Origin of the sequence: Pseudomonas delhiensis (assembly GCF_900187975.1) — a bacterium.
In the GTDB taxonomy this organism is placed as follows: Bacteria; Pseudomonadota; Gammaproteobacteria; order Pseudomonadales; family Pseudomonadaceae; genus Pseudomonas; species Pseudomonas delhiensis.
In genome coordinates, this window is record NZ_FZPC01000005.1 from 114,670 (window position 1) to 132,166 (window position 17,497).

General features: G+C 70.1%; 12 protein-coding genes. All 12 read left to right on the forward strand.

The window, feature by feature from the left end:
• Positions 1 to 2 precede the first annotated feature (2 nt).
• The 12 genes from CHC02_RS05960 to CHC02_RS06015 all read left to right on the forward strand — a co-directional run bounded on the left by CHC02_RS05960 (position 3) and on the right by CHC02_RS06015 (position 16,964).
• Positions 3 to 563, forward strand: coding sequence for a response regulator transcription factor (locus tag CHC02_RS05960; RefSeq protein WP_089390583.1), 561 nt, complete (start codon positions 3 to 5; stop codon positions 561 to 563).
• Between the two features lie 71 nt (positions 564 to 634).
• A complete protein-coding gene (locus CHC02_RS05965) occupies positions 635 to 2,368 on the forward strand; it encodes an ABC transporter ATP-binding protein/permease (protein ID WP_089390584.1) in 1,734 nt (577 codons plus the stop codon).
• Positions 2,369 to 2,549: 181 nt separating this feature from the next.
• On the forward strand, positions 2,550 to 3,497 hold the full coding sequence (locus CHC02_RS05970; RefSeq protein ID WP_089390585.1) for a M23 family metallopeptidase: 948 nt from the start codon (positions 2,550 to 2,552) through the stop codon (positions 3,495 to 3,497).
• Positions 3,478 to 3,840 (forward strand): hypothetical protein, encoded by a 363-nt coding sequence (locus CHC02_RS05975; protein ID WP_244161025.1) that lies wholly within the window; start codon positions 3,478 to 3,480, stop codon positions 3,838 to 3,840. The genes CHC02_RS05970 and CHC02_RS05975 overlap by 20 nt, the downstream gene beginning before the upstream one ends.
• A 17-nt stretch (positions 3,841 to 3,857) precedes the next feature.
• On the forward strand, positions 3,858 to 4,295 hold the full coding sequence (locus CHC02_RS05980) for a bactofilin family protein (RefSeq protein WP_089390586.1): 438 nt from the start codon (positions 3,858 to 3,860) through the stop codon (positions 4,293 to 4,295).
• A gap of 73 nt (positions 4,296 to 4,368) precedes the next feature.
• The gene (locus CHC02_RS05985) at positions 4,369 to 5,310 is read left to right on the forward strand and encodes an AEC family transporter (protein ID WP_089390587.1); all 942 of its coding nucleotides are present in this window, start codon (positions 4,369 to 4,371) and stop codon (positions 5,308 to 5,310) included.
• A 1,456-nt stretch (positions 5,311 to 6,766) separates the two neighbouring features.
• Positions 6,767 to 7,573 (forward strand): YfaP family protein, encoded by an 807-nt coding sequence (locus CHC02_RS05990; protein WP_089390588.1) that lies wholly within the window; start codon positions 6,767 to 6,769, stop codon positions 7,571 to 7,573.
• Between the two features lie 40 nt (positions 7,574 to 7,613).
• Positions 7,614 to 9,347, forward strand: a complete 1,734-nt coding sequence (locus tag CHC02_RS05995; protein ID WP_089390589.1) for a DUF2138 domain-containing protein — start codon at positions 7,614 to 7,616, stop codon at positions 9,345 to 9,347.
• Positions 9,317 to 9,976 (forward strand): DUF1175 domain-containing protein, encoded by a 660-nt coding sequence (locus tag CHC02_RS06000; RefSeq protein WP_089390590.1) that lies wholly within the window; start codon positions 9,317 to 9,319, stop codon positions 9,974 to 9,976. Before CHC02_RS05995 ends, CHC02_RS06000 begins: the two co-directional genes overlap by 31 nt.
• The gene (locus CHC02_RS06005) at positions 9,973 to 14,520 is read left to right on the forward strand and encodes an alpha-2-macroglobulin family protein (RefSeq protein ID WP_089390591.1); all 4,548 of its coding nucleotides are present in this window, start codon (positions 9,973 to 9,975) and stop codon (positions 14,518 to 14,520) included. Before CHC02_RS06000 ends, CHC02_RS06005 begins: the two co-directional genes overlap by 4 nt.
• The gene (locus CHC02_RS06010) at positions 14,521 to 16,158 is read left to right on the forward strand and encodes a DUF2300 domain-containing protein (protein WP_089390592.1); all 1,638 of its coding nucleotides are present in this window, start codon (positions 14,521 to 14,523) and stop codon (positions 16,156 to 16,158) included.
• Positions 16,159 to 16,163: 5 nt separating this feature from the next.
• Positions 16,164 to 16,964: a YfaP family protein gene (locus tag CHC02_RS06015; RefSeq protein ID WP_089390593.1), complete on the forward strand. Its 801-nt coding sequence runs from the start codon at positions 16,164 to 16,166 to the stop codon at positions 16,962 to 16,964.
• The last annotated feature ends 533 nt before the right edge of the window (positions 16,965 to 17,497 follow it).

The window sequence follows — 17,497 nt, forward strand, 5'->3', positions numbered from 1 at the left end:
CCATGAGCGAAGAGAACCTGTTCGAAGGCGAAGAGCAACCCCACCTGCTGCTGGTGGACGACGACGCCACCTTCACCCGCGTGATGGCGCGCGCCATGAGCCGCCGCGGCCTGCGCGTATCGGTCGCCGGCTCCGCCGAGGAAGGCCTGGCGCTGGCCAGGGAGGACCTGCCCGACTACGCCGTGCTGGACCTGAAGATGGACGGCGATTCCGGCCTGGTGCTGCTGCCCAAGCTGCTGGAGCTGGACGCGGAGATGCGCGTGGTGATCCTCACCGGCTACTCCAGCATCGCCACCGCGGTGGAGGCCATCAAGCGCGGCGCCACCAACTACCTGTGCAAGCCGGCCGACGCCGACGACGTGCTGACCGCGCTGCTCTCGCAGCACGCCGACCTGGACAGCCTGGTGCCGGAAAACCCCATGTCGGTGGACCGCCTGCAGTGGGAGCACATCCAGCGCGTGCTGGCCGAGCACGACGGCAATATTTCCGCCACCGCCCGCGCCCTGGGGATGCATCGGCGGACGTTGCAGCGTAAGCTGCAGAAGCGCCCGGTGAGGCGTTAAGGAATTCATAAGACAGGGAGCGCCAACTGGGCGCTCCTTTTTTTTGTGCCGCCCGTGCAGAGCCCGACCCGATGACCGAAAGTGCCGAGTATCGCGCTCCGAACGATGCCGTTCGCGAGCGATTCTTCTCCCAGGTGTGGAAACTGACGGCGCCGTACTGGCGCAGCGAAGAGAAGGGCATGGCCTGGCTGCTGCTGGTCGTGGTGATCGCGCTGTCGCTGGTCGGCGTCGGTGTCTCGGTGTGGGTCAACACCTGGTACCGCGACTTCTACAACGCCCTGCAGAACAAGGACCTGGACGCCTTCGTCCGCCTGATCCTGTACTTCTGCGGCATCGCCGCGGTGGCCATCCTGGTCGCCGTGTACCGGCTGTACCTGACGCAGATGCTGACCATCCGCTGGCGCCGCTGGCTCACCGAGAAGCACTTCGCCGCCTGGCTTTCCGACAAGCACTACTACCGCCTGGAACAGCGCGGTTACACCGACAACCCGGACCAGCGCCTGTCCGAGGACCTCAACAGCTTCACCGACACCACCCTGAGCCTGGGCCTGGGGCTGATCCGCAACCTGGTCAGCCTGGTGTCCTTCTCGGTGATCCTCTGGGGCGTGTCCGGCAGCATCGAGCTGTTCGGCGTCTCCATCCCCGGCTACATGTTCTGGGCCGCGCTGCTCTATGCCCTGGTCGGCAGCTGGCTGACGCACCTGATCGCCCGCCGCCTGATCGGCCTGAACAACCAGCAGCAGCGCTACGAGGCCGACCTGCGCTTCGGCCTGGTGCGCATCCGCGAGAACGCCGAGAGCATCGCCCTGTACAACGGCGAAGGCAGCGAGAACGAACGCCTGATGACGCGCTTCCGCAACGTCTGGGGCAACTTCTGGGAACTGATGAAGGTGCAGAAGCGCCTGACCTTCTTCAGCTCCGGCTACGCCCAGATCGCCATCATCTTCCCCATCGTGGTGGCCGCGCCGCGCTACTTCGCCGGCAAGATCCAGCTCGGCGAGCTCATGCAGATCAACTCCGCCTTCGGCAACGTCCAGGACGGCCTGAGCTGGTTCATCGACGCCTACGCCAGCCTGGCCACCTGGCGCGCCACCTGCGACCGTCTGCTGAGCTTCCGCAATGCCATGGACGAGGTGGCCGGCGAGCACGAGGGTATCGCGGTGCGGGCCGCCGGCGACAACCTGCAGCTTGACCACCTGAGCCTGCGCCTGGCCGACGGCAGCGTGCTGCTGGAGCCCACCAGCCTCAGCCTGCGGGCCGGCGAACAGGTTCTCGTCAGCGGCCCCTCGGGCGCCGGCAAGAGCACCCTGCTGCGGGCCATGAGCGGGCTCTGGCGCTTCGGCGCCGGGCAGGTGCTGATGCCGGCGGCGCGCACGCTGTTCCTGCCGCAGAAGCCCTACCTGCCGATCGGCAGCCTGGCCGAGGCCCTGAGCTACCCCGAGGCGCCCGGTCGGCACGCACCCGAGCGCCTGCGCGAGGTGCTGCGGCAATGCCGCCTGGAGCACCTGGGCGAACGCCTGGACGAGGCCCAGCACTGGCAGCGCCTGCTCTCGCCGGGCGAGCAGCAGCGCCTGGCCATCGCCCGCGCGCTGCTCTACGCGCCGGCCTGGCTGTTCCTCGACGAAGCCACCTCGGCGCTGGACGACAACGACGAGGCCGCGCTCTACCAGACCCTGCTGGAGCAACTGCCCGGCGTGACCCTGGTCAGCGTCGGCCACCGCGCCGACCTCAAGCGCTTCCACGACCGCCAGCTGCGCCTGGAGGATCGCCACCTGCGCGAGGTCGAGGCGGTGCTGCCGGCCTGAGGCCTGCCCCGCCCGGGGCGCCGTAGTGAAACATCTTGCCAACGGCTTGCACGGGCGGGGTAGGAAAATTCATAAACAGTTGGCAGATTCGCTCATCAGGCCAGCCTAACGGGCCTGCTACCCGGTACCCTCGGCGACTTTCCTCTAAAAGGTTCTCCTGTTTCGTCGCCTGGGTACCCCAATGCACGTTCTCTTGCCTTCCTGGCAGGCGCTGACCCGCGAGCCGCTGCGCCTGGTCAACCTGCGTCGCTGGCTGCTGGCCGCCGCCGGCCTCGCCCTGCTGCTCGGCGCCCTGGCCTTCGCCGCCGGCCTCTGGTTCGGCCGCGCGATGGCGCCCGCCGCCGCCGTGGCCGAGGCCGCCCCGGGCGAAACCCCGGAACAGCGCTTCGCCGTGGCGCGCCTGGGCGAGCTGGCCGGGCGCCTGCAGGTGCTGGAGAAGGACGCCGCCTACCTGCTCAAGGTGGTCGACGGCCACGAGGAAATCGCTCGCAAGCTGGCGCGCATCGACCCCGCCCTGGTGCCCGGCGACGCCGCGGCGCCGCATGAGGACGGGGAGGGCGGCCTGCTGCTGCCGCCGCGGCCGTGCCAGGCCGCGCCGCTGGTCGACGTGCAGCAGGGCACCGCGGCCGCCCGCTGCCTGCGCCGCCAGCTCGACCTGCTGCTGGACGCGGTGTCGCGGCGCAACGCCGACTTCCTCGCCATCCCCACCCATCGCCCGGTGGGCAAGGCGCGCCTGGGCTCGGCCTTCGGCAACCGGGTGGACCCGTTCAACCGCCGCCTGGCCTTCCACTCCGGGCTCGACTTCGCCGCGCCCAGCGGCACCGAGATCCAGGCCGCCGCCGGCGGCCGGGTGGTCGCGGCCGGGCCTTTCAGCTCCTACGGCATCCGCGTGGAGATCGACCATGGCAACGGCCTGCTCACCCGCTACGCGCACCTGTCGAAGCTCCACGTGCGCGTCGGCGAGGTGGTGATGCCCGGCCAGCGCATCGCCGCCATGGGTTCCACGGGCCGTTCCACCGGCTCGCACCTGCACTTCGAAGTGCTCTACCGCGGCGAGTTCGTCGACCCGCAGCACTTCCTCTCCCTGGGCGACATGGAGAAGGCCCTCGATGCGCTGGCCCAGGACTAGGCCCTCGACCACCCGCGAGCTGCTGCGCGCCGAGCACCAGCCGCGGGCGCAGGTGGCGCGCAGCTACCGGCCGCTGCTCTGGGCCGCGCTGGCGCTGGCCGTGGCCTTCGCCGCGCTGCACTTCTGGCGCGGCGCGCAGCGGGACGGGGCGCAGCAGCGCATCGATGAGCTGCAGGCCGGCAATGCCGCGCTGGCCGCCGACCTGCAGCGCCAGCGCCTGCTGGCCGCCGAGGCGCAGGCCACGCGCGAGCAGCTGGAGCGGCGCATCGAGCAGATGTCCGGGGAACTCAAGAAGCTCAAGACCGACCTGGCGTTCTACCGCCAGCAGAAACCCGCCAAGTGATCCGCAGGAGGACGAACATGTTCAGCAGCAAGAAGAAGGGGCCGCAGGTGGCGGTGGACAGGTTTTCCAGCCTGCTGTCGGGCAACCTGGCGCTGGTGGGCGACCTGGAGTTCGAGGAGGGCCTGAAGGTCCAGGGCCGCATCCAGGGCAACGTGCGCCACAAGCCGGGCACCCAGAGCCTGCTGGCCCTGGGCGCGGAAGGGCGGATCGAGGGCTGCGTGAGCAGCTACGACGCGCTCATCGACGGCACCATCGTTGGCGACCTGTACGTCGAGCACCTGCTGGAGCTGCATTCCAACGCCCGCGTCATCGGCAACATCCACTACCGCCAGCTGAGCATGGAGAACGGCGCCAGCGTCGACGGCAAGCTCACCCGCCTGGACGAACAGCGCCCGCTGGAGCTGCCGGCGCCCGAGCGCCCGCGGGCGCGCGCCGAGGAAGCGGAGCCCGCCTGAGGCAAATCGTTAGCACGCGAAGCAGTGCCCCTTGCTATGATCGCCGCAGTTTTTCCGCCGGCGTTTCCCCTCCATGCTCGCACTGCTGTTCCAGACCCTCGGCATCACCGCGCCGGTGTTCTCCATGCTGTTCATCGGCGTGTTGCTCCGGCGCGTCGGCTGGATCGACCAGGGCTTCATCCAGACCGCCTCGGCCCTGGTGTTCAACGCCACCATGCCGGTGATGCTGTTCCTCGGCATCTACCATTCCGACCTGCACCGCGCGGCCAGCCCGGCGGTGCTGACGTTCTTCTGCCTGGCGACCCTCGGCGGCTTCCTCCTCGCCTGGGGCTGGGCGCTCTGGCGGGTGCCGCGCGAGGAACGCGGCGTCTACGTGCAGGGCGCCTTCCGCGGCAACAACGGTATCGTCGGCCTGGCCCTGGCCACCAGCCTCTACGGCGAGCACGGCCTGGCCCTGGGCTCGGTGCTCGCGGCCCTGGTGATCCTCTGCTACAACACGCTGGCCACGGTGGTCCTGGCGATCTACAGCCCGGTACTGAAGTCCGACCCGCTGAGCATCGCCCGCCAGGTGCTGCTCAACCCGCTGATCCTCGGCGTGCTGGCGGCCTTCCCGTTCGCCTGGTGGGGCATCCGGCTGCCGGCCTGGGTGCTCACCTCCGGCGACTACTTCGCGCAGATGACCCTGCCCCTGGCGCTGGTCTGCATCGGCGGCACCCTGTCGCTGCCGGCCCTGCGCAGCAGCGGCAGCCTGGCCCTGAGCGCCAGCCTGATGAAAATGGTCTGGCTGCCCGCGCTGTGCACCGCCGCCGCCTGGCTGTGCGGCTTCCGCGGCGCCGAACTGGGCGTGCTGTTCCTCTACTTCGCCAGCCCCACGGCGGCGGCCAGCTACGTGATGGCGCGCGCGGCCCAGGGCAACGCCGAGCTGGCGGCCTCGATCATCGTCATCACCACCCTGGCGGCGGCGCTGACCACCAATATCGGGCTGTTCATCCTGCAGTGGGGTGGGTGGATCTGAGGTGCCCAACCCCCGAACCGCAGCGTCAGCCGGCAAGTTCGTAGGGCGTATAACCGTTCGCGGTTATACGCCGCTACACCCAGCTCATGTCCGGCGTCGCGGTCGAGCCCGGAGTGCCCCGAAACAGGCGCGCCGTGGCCGAACCCGAAGCGCGCCTGGGATCGAGGTCAAACGGCGGATAACGCCGGAGGCGTTATGCGCCCTACGCCCAGCCCACCCTCGGCGTAGGGCGAATAACCGTTCGCGGTTATCCGCCGTTACACCGAGCTTATGCCCGGTGTCGCAGTCGAACTCGGAGTGCCCGGAAAGAGGCGCTCCGTGACCGAGTTCGAAGCGCGCCTGGGATCGAGGTCAAACGGCGGATAACGCCGTAGGCGTTATGCGCCCTACGCCCAGCCCACCCTCGGCGTAGGGCGTATAACCGTTCGCGGTTATACGCCGTTACACCGAGCTTATGCCCGGTGTCGCAGTTGAACTCGGAGTGCCTGGAAAGAGGCGCTCCGTGGCCGAGTTCGAAGCGCGCCCGGGATCGAGTTCAAACGGCGGATAACGCCGGAGGCGTTATGCGCCCTACGTCCAGCCCACCCTCGGCGTAGGGCGTATAACCGTTCGCGGTTATACGCCGTTACACCGAGCTTATGCCCGGTGTCGCAGTCGAACTCGGAGTGCCCGGAAAGAGGCGCTCCGTGACCGAGCTAGAAGCGCGCTTGGGATCGAGGTCAAACGGCGGATAACGCCGTAGGCGTTATGCGCCCTACGCCCAGCCCACCCTCGGCGTAGGGCGTATAACCGTTCGCGGTTATACGCCGTTACACCGAGCTTATGCCCGGTGTCGCAGTTGAACTCGGAGTGCCCGGAAAGAGGCGCTCCGTGACCGAGTTCGAAGCGCGCCCGGGATCGAGGTCAAACGGCGGATAACGCCGGAGGCGTTATGCGCCCTACGTTCAGCCCACCCTCGGCGTAGGGCGTATAACCGTTCGCGGTTATCCGCCGTTACACCGAGCTTATGCCCGGTGTCGCAGTCGAACTCGGAGTGCCCGGAAAGAGGCGCTCCGTGACCGAATTCGAAGCGCGCCTGGGATCGAGGTCAAACGGCGGATAACGCCGGAGGCGTTATGCGCCCTACGTCCAGCCCACCCTCGGCGTAGGGCGTATAACCGTTCGCGGTTATCCGCCGTTACACCGAGCTTATGCCCGGTGTCGCAGTCGAACTCGGAGTGCCCGGAAAGAGGCGCTCCGTGACCGGGCTCGAAGCGCGCCCGGGATCGAGGTCAAACGGCGGATAACGCCGTAGGCGTTATGCGCCCTACGTCCTGGATAACCGCCGCCTGTTGGGGAACGGTCTAAGCAGATTCTGAATTCGCAGACGGCATCACTTGCTCTGCCCGAAGGCCATTTCAAGCTGTTTTACAGGCGGTTACACTTACCCCTTCCAACGCGCGACAAAGGATTGCTCATGCGTTTCCAGGATTCCGCCCGCAGCCTCGCGCTGCTGCCCGGCCTGCTGTGGCTGGCGTCGTCGTACGCCGGGCCGGGCGCCGAATTGTCCAGCCCGGCCGGCGGCTGGCGCTACTCGGGGTTGCTCGACGACCTCGACAGCCCGCGCGTGGCCTATCCCACCCCGCCCATCGACCGCGGCGGCCAGCGTGGCCGCAGCCTGATCGAGGGCGACCTGAAGCAGCTCGCCGGCACCGAGCGCGCCCAGCGCCTGGTGGTCAACGGCAACCCGCTGCCCCTGTATACCGATGCCCAGGGGCACTTCGTCCGGCCCTATGCCTTCGGCGCGGGCTCCAACAGCGTCGAGGTGGCCAGTGCCGACGGCCAGTCGCTCAGGCGCGTGCAGTTCTACGAGGCCAACGCCGGGCGCATTCCGCCGCGGGTGCGCGTGGCCCTGGGCTGGGACGACCCCAAGGCCGAGCTGGACCTGCACATCGTCACCCCCGACGGCCAGCACGCCTTCTGGGCCCGGCCGCGGCTGAACAACGGCGGCGGCCTGGACCCGGACGGCGTCGACGGCCCCGGCCCGGAAATGTTCAGCATGGCCGCGCCGCTGCACGGCACCTACCTGGTCTACGTGAACTACTGGGGCAATTTCGGCGCCCAGGGCTATAACTTCCAGGCCGGCGCCAACCAGCAGGAGGTCATCACCGCCCAGGTCAACCTGGTGTTCAACGAGAACAGCGTCGACGAGAAGCGCGAGACCTTCGTGGTGCCGCTGCGCACCATCGGCGACCTGGTCCTGGTCAAGACCTTCACCTATTGAGAGCCGTCCCCTGCCAGGGATGCAACAGGATCGAGCACGCATGAGCGACAACACCACCCCCAGTCCCTCCACTCCCGCCGCCGACAGCCCCGGCGTGAAGCGCTGGCCGCTGATCATCGGCGGCCTGGCGCTGGTGCTGCTGGTCCTCGGCGGCCTGCTGCTGCGCTACGTCGTCACCGCGCCGCCCAGCGGCCCGCTGCCGGGCCTGGAGGCGCCGCCGGCCAACGCCCAGGGCCGCGACATCCGGCACCCCGACGCGCTGATCGAAAGCGCCTCGCTCGCCCGCCTGCCCAAGGAACTGCTGGAGGTGCCGCTGCTGCGCGACACCCTCACCGAGGACTTCGTCTTCTACTACGAGAACGACGGCGACCGCCTGGGCCTGGCCGGCAGCCTGCGGCGCATCGTCTACGAACACGAGCTGACGCTGAAGGACAACCTGGTCGAGGAGTTGCTCGACCAGCCGGCCCAGGTCGCCCTGTGGCGCGGCGCCGACGGCCGCCTGCGCGACTTCCTGGTGGTGATGAAGCGCGGTGGCCTGGCCAGGCTGCTGGAGCCCCTGGCGCACCTCGCCGCCGACGACAGCCAGCTGCGCAAGGTCGGCGAGCTGAAGGGCGGCGCCGGCGTCTACCGCCTGCGCTACAACGGCCAGAAGACCCTGCTGTTCGCCTCCAGCGGCGACTATCTGGTGCTGCTGTCCAACCCGAAGATGCTCTTCCCCAGGGCCGCCGGCGATGAAATGGGCGAGGCCGACGCCCAGGCCGGCGCCGACCTGGCCGCGCTGCTGGGCGGCGACGACGAAGCCTTCCCCCGCGCCTTCGGCCTGGGCCCGCGCGGCGAGCTGAGCCAGCGCGTCAGCCTCGGCGCCGGCGCCCTGACCATGGGCTACCAGCGCTTCATCCCGGCCTTCGCCGGGGTGCGCTTCGACAAGGACGCCAAGGGCTGGAACAGCTACCTGGCGCTGAACCCGGTGGAGCGCCAGCCGGACCTGGACTTCACCCCCGTGTGGCAGGCCATGCCCATGGGCGCCAGCGCCTGCGTGGCCTTGCCGCTGACCCCGGGCCTGTACGACAGCCTGCTGGTGCGCCTGGGCGCCGAGCAGAAGATGGCCGCGGCTTTTTCCGAGCACCTGTCCGGCGCCGCCGGGCTGTGCTGGTACGCCGACTCGCGGCTGTACACCCCGCTGCTGGTGGCCACGCTCAGCGCGCCGCCCGGCCCCGAACTGGACGCCGACCTGGGGCGGCTGTTCGCCAGCCTGGTGGGCGCCTACGAGGCCAACGCCGAGGGCGGCAACTTCCCGGTGGACGAGCAGCGTCAGGGCGAGACGCGCAAGTGGCTGCGCCAGGTCAGCTCCAACTTCGGCCAATACGCCGCTGCCGATGCGGCCGACCCGGACGCCGTCAGCGGCCGCGGCTTCTTCCGTGTCGGCCTGGCGCGGCAGGGCAGCACCCTGCTGTTCTCCCTCGACGACCAGTTGCTGGACAAGGCCCTGGGCACCCTCGACAAGCGCTTCCCGCCGCTGGCCGACGTGCTGCCCAGGGATGCCCTGGTGCCGGCCTACCTGGCGCCGCAGTCGCTGTCCACGCTGCTGCAGCGCGAGACCCTGGAGAGCCTGCCGCAGGACCTGGAGCCGGTGTTCCGCAACGCCGCCGACAGCCTGCTGCTGCCGCGCCTGAAGGCCCTGGCCGGGCATGGCGGCTATGCCCTTGGCCTGCCCGCCGGCAGCCGCGCCGAACAACCCTGGCAATGGCTGCCGCTGCAGTGGCGCGCGCTGTGAGGCCACGGGCGCTGCTGCTGGCGCTCGGCCTGTGGGCCGCCCAGGCGGCCCAGGCCGGCAGCGCCGCGCTCGACCCGGAGCAGTCCCAGGTATTCCGCGCCTGGTTCGTGCGCATCGCCGAGGAACAGCTGCGCCAGGGCCCTAGCCCGCGCTGGCACCAGCAGGACTGCGCGGGCCTGGTGCGCTTCGCCGCCAACGAGGCGCTCAAGCCCCACGACGCCAGGTGGCTGCGCGCCAACGGCCTGTCCAACCGCTACCTGCCGCCGGAGCTGGCGCTCACCGACGAGCAGCGCGCCCTGGCGCAGAACTGGCGGCAGGGCGGCGGCCAGCTCGGCCCCTACGTCAATGCCATCAAGCTGATCCAGTACAACAGCACCCTCGTCGGCCGCGACCTCAACCAGGCGCGGCCGGGCGACCTGATCTTCTTCGACCAGGGCGACGACCAGCACCTGATGATCTGGATGGGCCGCCACATCGCCTACCACACCGGCAGCAGCACGCCGACCGACAACGGCATGCGCTCGGTCAGCCTGCAACAACTCATGACATGGAAGGACACCCGATGGATACCCGACCCCGCCAACCCCAACTTCGTCGGCGTGTATCGCTTGTCGTTCCTCGCCCGATGAAGCTGCTCGCGCTGTGCGCCGGCCTGGCCCTGGGCGGCCTGCTGCTGGGCGCACCGCAGGCGCTGCGGGCCGACGACGAGGTGCCGGCGAGCAACTACGCGCCGGTCAGCGGCGAGTCCTTCTTCCTGCTCGCCGACAGCAGCTTCGCCACCGACGAAGAGGCCCGCGTGCGCCTGGAGGCGCCGGGCCGCGACTACCGCCGCTACCGCATGGAAGCCTACGGCGGGGTGGACATGCGCGTGTACCGCATCGACCAGCCGCTGGACTTCCTCAAGCGCCAGAAGAACCTGCACCGGGTGCTGGCCGAGGGGCAGTTCAAGGGCGAGGGCCTGGCCAACACCCTGGCCTACCTGTGGGACAACTGGTACCGCAAGTCGCGGCGGGTGATGCAGCGCGCCTTCTCCTACGAGTCGCGCAAGCAGGTCACCGAGGTGGTGCCGGAGCTGAAGATGGGCCAGGCCATGAGCGCGCCCACGCCCTACGACGCGCAGCCGCAGTACGCGCCGATTCCCGGGCTGCCGATGGTCGAGCAGTTCCGCTACCCGCTGTGGGACGCCAAGCCCATCGAACCGCCAGCTGACGTCAAGCTGGCCGGTTCCTCCAGCGAGTTCATCAACGTCTCGCCGGGCAACGTCTACATCCCCCTGGGCAAGCTCAAGCCCGGCCTGTACCTGGTCGAGGCGCTGGTGGGCAAGTACCGCGCCACCACCGTGGTATTCGTCTCCAACACGGTGGCGGTGAGCAAGATCGCCGGCAACGAACTGCTGGTGTGGTCGGCGCGCAAGCACGAAGGCACCCCGGTGCCCGACACCCAGGTGCTCTGGACCGACGGCCTGGGCGTGATGAGCAGCGGCCGCACCGACGCCGAGGGCCTGCTGCGCCTGCAGCACGCCAGCCCCGAGCGCTCCTTCGTGATAGGCGAGGACAAGGAGGGCGGCGTCTTCGTCTCGGAAAACTTCTACTACGACAGCGAGATCTACGACACCAAGCTCTACGCCTTCACCGACCGCCCGCTGTACCGCCCGGGCGACTGGGTGGCGCTGAAGATCTACGGCCGCGAGTTCAAGAACGCCCGCGACTCCGCCGCGCCCCAGGCGGCGCCGGTGAAGCTGAGCGTGATCGACGCCGCCGGCACCACCCTGCAGACCCTCGACCTGCAGCTGGACCCCAAGGCCGGCGCCAACGGCCGCTTCCAGCTGCCGGACAACGCCGTGGCCGGCGGCTACGAGCTGCGCTTCGACTACCGCGGGCAGACCTACAGCAGCGCCTTCCGCGTGGCCGAGTACATCAAGCCGCACTTCGAGATCGCTCTCGACCTGGCCAAGCCGGACTTCAAGACCGGCGAAGCGGTGAAGGGCAACCTGGTGCTGCTCTACCCGGACGGCAAGCCGGTGGCCAACGCCAAGCTGCAACTGAGCCTGCGCGCCCAGCAGCTGTCCATGGTGGACAACGAACTGCAGTACCTCGGCCAGTTCCCGGTGGAGCTGACCAGCACCGAGCTTGCCACCGACGCCCAGGGCCGCGCCGCCATCGAGCTGCCGGCGGCGGACAAGCCCAGCCGCTACCTGCTGACGGTGTTCGCCAGCGACGGCGCCGCCTACCGGGTGAAGACCAGCAAGGAAATCCTCATCGAGCGCGGCGCCGCGCGCTACAGCCTGGCCGCGCCGCAGCGCTTCAGCGCGGTGGGCGACCAGGTCGAGTTCAGCTACGCGCCCGAACAGCCCACCGAACTCAAGCCCAAGCGCTACCGCTGGGTGCGCCTGGAAGACCGCTCCACGGGTGACGGCGAGGCCGGCGACGGCAAGTTCGCCATCGCCTTCGCCAAGCCCGGCACCTACAGCATCGAGTTGCGTGACGCCCAGGGCCAACTGCTCGGCGGCACCGGCCACTCGGTGAGCGGGGAGGGCGTCAAGGCGGTGCCCGGCACCGTGGAAATCGTCCTCGACAAGGCCGAGTACCAGGCCGGTGACGAAGCCCTGGCGCTGATCACCTTCCCCGAGCCGGTGGACGACGCGCTGCTCTCGCTGGAGCGCGACAAGGTCGAGGCCACCGCGCTGCTGTCCAGGGGCGGCGACTGGCTGAAGCTGGAGAAGCTCAACCCCACCCAGTACCGCGCGCGCATCCCGGTGAAGCCGGACTTCTCGCCGAACCTGACCTTCTCGGTGCTCTACACCCGCGGCGGCGACTACAGCTTCCAGAACGCCGGCATCAAGGTGACGGTGCCGCAGGTGGAGATTGCCATCGCCACCGACAAGGAGCGCTACGAGCCGGGCGAGACCGTGACCGTGGACCTGGCCACCAGCTACGCCGGCAAGCCGGTGTCCAGCCAGGTGGCGGTAGGCGTGGTGGACGAGATGATCTACGCCCTGCAACCGGAGATCGCCCCGGGCATCGACCAGTTCTTCTACCATCCGCGGCGCAACAACGTGCGCACCAGCGCCAGCCTGGCCTTCATCAGCTACGACGTGGCCCTGCCGGGCAACGCCAGCGCGCCGGGGCGCAGCAACCGCAGCGAGCGCGGGGTGAAGGTGCTGGAGCGGCCGCGCCGCGAGGACGTGGACACCGCCGCCTGGGAGCCGAAGCTGGTCACCGACGCCCAGGGCAAGGCGCGCTTCAGCTTCCGCATGCCCGATTCGCTGACGCGCTGGCGCATCACCGCGCGGGCCATGGACGGCGACGGCCAGGTCGGCCAGAAGAAGCAGTTCATCCGCTCGGAGAAGCCGCTGTACCTGAAATGGAGCGGCCCGCAGCGCTTCCGCGCCGGCGACAGGCCGGACCTCGGCCTGTTCGTCTTCAACCAGGGCGAGCAGGCGGTCAAGGCCGAGCTGCTGGTGCGCTACGCCGGCCAGGAGCAGACCCAGGCGCTGGAGCTGGCCAGGGGTGTGAACTACGTGCGCCTGCCGGCCCAGGCCCTGAGCGATGGCGAATGGAGCGCCGAGCTGCGCCAGGACGGCCAGTTGCGCGACAGCCTGGGCGTGCGCTTCGCCCTGGCCGCCGACGGCTGGCAGGTGCTGCAAGCGCGCAGCCTGCAACTGGCCGGGCAGAACAGCCCGCTGCAACTGCCGGCGGACGCCCGCGACATCCGCCTGCGCCTGGACGACAGCGCCAGCGCGCTGTTCCGCGGCAGCCTCGACGACCTGCTGGCCTACCCCTACGGCTGCGTCGAGCAGACCGCCAGCCGCCTGCTGCCGCTGAGCGTGGCCTACCCGCTGCTGGCCGGCGGCGAGCCGCGGGTGCGCGACCGCCTGCGCCTGATCATGCAGAACAGCCGCCTGCGCCTGGTGCAGATGGCCGGGCCCAACGCCTACTTCACCTGGTGGGGCGACAACACCGACAGCGACGCCTTCCTCACCGCCTACGCCTACTACGCCGACTGGCACGCCAGCCGCGCGCTGCAGATCAGCCTGCCGGCGGAGCACTGGCAGCGCGTGCTCGACCTCTACGCCAAGCTGGCCGGGCAGACGCCGCTGCTGCAACGCGCGCTGATCCTAGGCTTCGCCCGCGACATGCAGCTGCCGGTGCAGACCCTGGTCGGCGGCCTGCTCGACGACCTGGCCAAGGCCGGGGAGGGCGAGGACGCGAAACTGCCGGCCGACGCCGAAGTCAGCCTGGTGATGGCCGCGCCGGACTCCAGCCTCGGCCTGGCGGTGGCGCGGGTACTGGCCGCGAACCTGGCGCAGCAGGCCAAGGTGCCGCTGCCGGCGGCCTTCGCCAAGCAGCTGGATGGGGCGCGCTTCAAGGTCAACAACAGCGACCAGCCGTTCGCCCAGGCGGTGCAGCTGTCGCTGGCGGCGCCCGACGCCAACCGCGCCCGCGCCCTGCTGGCGCGCCTGGGCCCGCAGCAGTCGACCCTGGAACGCGCCCTGGCGCTGACCTGGCTGCAGCGCGCCCTGGCCCAGGCGCCGGCGGCCGAAACGCTGAAGCCGGGCAAGGATTGGCTCGAGCAGCAAGGCCCCAGCGGCGAGCGCTACTGGCAGTGGCAGGGCCAGGGCGTGCCCGCCGAGCTGACCCTGCAGAGCCCGCCGTCGCGCCCGCTCAACGCCGCGCTCAGCTACCGCAGCGCCGAGGCTCCGGCCAGCCAGTTGCCGGTGAGCATCAGCCGCCGCCTGCTGCGCCTGGTGCCGGGCGACAAGGCCTTCGCCTTCAAGGTCGAGGAACTGGGCGACAAGCCGCTGTCCAGCGACGAGCTGTACCTGGACGAAGTGACGGTCAAGACCGAGCAGCCCACCGCGCTGCGCTACGGCATGCTGGAAGTGCCGCTGCCGCCGGGCGCCGACGTCGAGCGCACCACCTGGGGCATCCAGGTCAGCGGCCTGGGCGGCACCGAGGCCACCAGCCTGGAACGCGCGCGCAACGAGCCGGGCGACCTGCACTACGGCATCCCGGTGGACAGCCTCGCCGGCGAGCTGCGCTTCCGCCACCTGGTGCGCTTCTCGCAGAAGGGCGAGTTCGCCCTGCCGCCGGCGCGCTATGTGCGCATGTACGCGCCCGCCGAGCAGGCCCTGGAACAGAACCCGGCGCTGGCCAGGGTCAAGGTGCAGTAGATGGGACAGCGCCTGGCCTGGCTGCTGCTCCTGTTGCCGCTCTGCGCGGCGGCGCAGCCGCCCGTGCAGTTCGCCTGGCGCACCGCCCAGGGCGACCAGCTGCTGCGCCTGGACCGCCAGCAGGTGCTGGCCCGCGAGCCGCTGCCGGCGGACCTGCGCACGCCCCTGGGCAGCCTGTGGAAGCTGTTCGTCTTCGCCTGGCTGGTGGACAACCAGCGCCAGGAGCCGGCCTATGCCTGCAAGGGCCAGTCCCGCGAGGAGGTCTACTGCTGCTCGGCGGGGCAGAGCATCGGCCGCGACCAGGCGCTGGTGAAATCCTGCGGGCTGTACTTCCAGCCGGCGCGCCTGGGCCTGGACGCCGCGGCCTGGCGCCGGTACTGGCAGGCGTACGCGGCGCCGGCCTGGTTGTTGGACCTGGACAAGTTGCAGCCGCAGACCGAGGTGCCGGTGGCCGAGCTGCTGGATGTCCTCGGCCGCCTGCCGGCCCAGGACGAGGCGCGCCGCGTGCTGCTCGACGTGGTGGTGAACGCCGACGACGGCCACGCCGTGGCCAGCCTTGGCGGGCGCCTGCGGGTGAAGACCTGGAGTTGGCTCGACGAGCGCGACCCGCAGGCGCGCCGTGGCGGCTTCGCCGGCTGGCTGGTGGACGGCACGCCGGTCTGGGTGTCCGGTCCCGGCACCAGCAAGACGCTGCTGGCGCAGTATGCCGAGGCGCTGGGGGCGCTGCTGCCGGCGCCCTGGCCGCGGGAGGCCGGGCGCTGCGTGGCGGTGCCGCTGTTCAGCCGCTACCCGCTGCGCGAGGTCTTCGACGTCCAGGGCCGTCCGGCGGCGGCCGGCGGCCTCAGCGGCAGCTACCGGGTGAGCTTCGAGAACGGCAACGACCTGGATATCCACAGCGACGGCGAACTCTTCCTCCAGCGCGACGGCAAGCCCTGGCTGGTGGCCCGGCTGGAGCGCGAGGAATACGTCGCCCGCGTGCTGCAGCGCGAAGCCGCGGCCACCCCGGTGGAAGCCGCCCGCGCCCTGGCGGTGGCCATCCGCAGCTACCTGCTGCAGAACGGCGCGCAGCACGGCGACTGCCTGGACATCGACGACAGCAGCCAGCGCCAGCGCGTCGCCCCGCGCCCGGCCACGGCGCAGATGCGCGCCGTGGCGGCCTTCACCGACGGCCTGGTGCTGGCCGGCAGCCCGGTCACCTACCACGCCGACCAGGCCGGCCCGGCGAAACTCTCCTGGCAGGAGGCCAAGGCCCAGGCGGCCAGCGGCCTGCGCTTCGACGCCATTCTCGCCCGCACCTTCCCGCGCGCCAGCCTGAGCGCCTGGAACAACCCGCTGGCGGCCTGCCAGCCGCTGCCCGCCGCCGAGGACTGGCTGCGCAAGCAGCGCCGTGGCTGGCGCCCGCGCCTGGAAGGCGAGCCGGGCTACGAGGAATTGCAGAGCTTCGCCGTCTGCCAGCTGGCCTCGGGCCGCCCCTACGTCGACCGCGAGCGCCAGCGCATCTACGTGCGCGGCCTGTATTCGCTGCAGGACCGCCTCGACCTCACCCACGAATACCTGCACCTGGCCTTCCAGGCGCACCCCAACGGCCAGGACGAAGACTTCGTCGAAAGCCTCGCCCGCCGCCTGATACTGGAATGACCGCCATGACGCTGCGTCCCTACCTGTTCCTTTCCCTGCTCGCCGCCGGCCTGGCCCAGGCCACCGAGCCGGGCATCCGCCTGGACGCCCCGCTGGGCGGCTGGCGACCCGGCAACGGCGAGGGCGCCAACTTCCGCCAGCGCGTGAACTACCCGGCGGCCTCGGTGAACACCCCGGCCGACCAGGCGCTGAGCGCGCGGATCAGGGGCGAGATCGCCAACGCGCCCAAGGGCCGGCCGGCGACCCTGGTGGTCAATGGCGTGTCCATGCCGCTGAAGATCGGCGAGGACGGCGGCTTCGACCGCCCCTACGCGTTCCCGGCCGGCAGCAACAGCGTCGAGGTGATCAGCCCGGACGGCCAGCGCCACGAGCGCGTGCAGTTCTACCACGGCGGTGGCGGCGGCGAGGTGCCGGCCAAGCTGCGCGTGCTGCTGTCCTGGGACAGCGACAACACCGACCTCGACCTGCACCTGCTGACCCCCGACGGCGGCCACGTCTGGTACGGCAACCGCAGCCTGCCCAACGGCGCCGCCCAGGACGTCGACGTGACCACCGGCTACGGCCCGGAAATCATTGCCACGCCGACGCCGCTGAAGGGGGCGTACCTGGTCTACGTGAACTACTTCGGCGGCGGCTACAGCCAGGACGAGGAGAGCGGCAACGTCGAGGCCGCCCAGCCGCTGACCACGGCCAGGGTGACGATAGTGACGGAGGAGGGCACGCCGGACGAGAAGCAGGAGAGCTTCCTGGTGCCGATGCGGCAGCCGGGGGAGCTGACTTTGGTGAAGCGGTTCAGTTATCCGTAGGAGCGGCTGCAAGCGGCAAGCGGCAAGCTACAAGCTGCAAGCAAGAGCGTTTGCGGGCAGGGCGGACTTCGCCGATGTGCCGGTGCCTGGCCTGAACTCCGTTCCCCCTCCCTGACCCTCCCCCGCAAGCGGGAGAGGGGACCGTTCGGTGTGAAGCGGGGCCGCAAAGCTCACTGCGAGACTATGGGGTTGCCGGCTGACTCTTGATCTTCAGCTTGCTCAGGACAAGCCCCCTCTCCCTTCAGGGAGAGGGTTGGGGAGAGGGGCGGACTTCGCCGATGTGCCGGTGCCTGGTCTGAACTCCGCTCCCCCTCCCTAACCCTCCCCCGCAAGCGGGAGAGGGGACCGTTCGGTGTGAAGCGGGGCCGCAAAGCTCACTGCGAGACTATGGGGTTGCCGGCTGACTCTTGATCTTCAGCTTGCTCAGGACAAGCCCCCTCTCCCTTCAGGGAGAGGGTTGGGGAGAGGGGCGGACTTCGCCGATGTGCCGGTGCCTGGCCTGAACTCCGCTCCCCCTCCCTGACCCTCCCCCG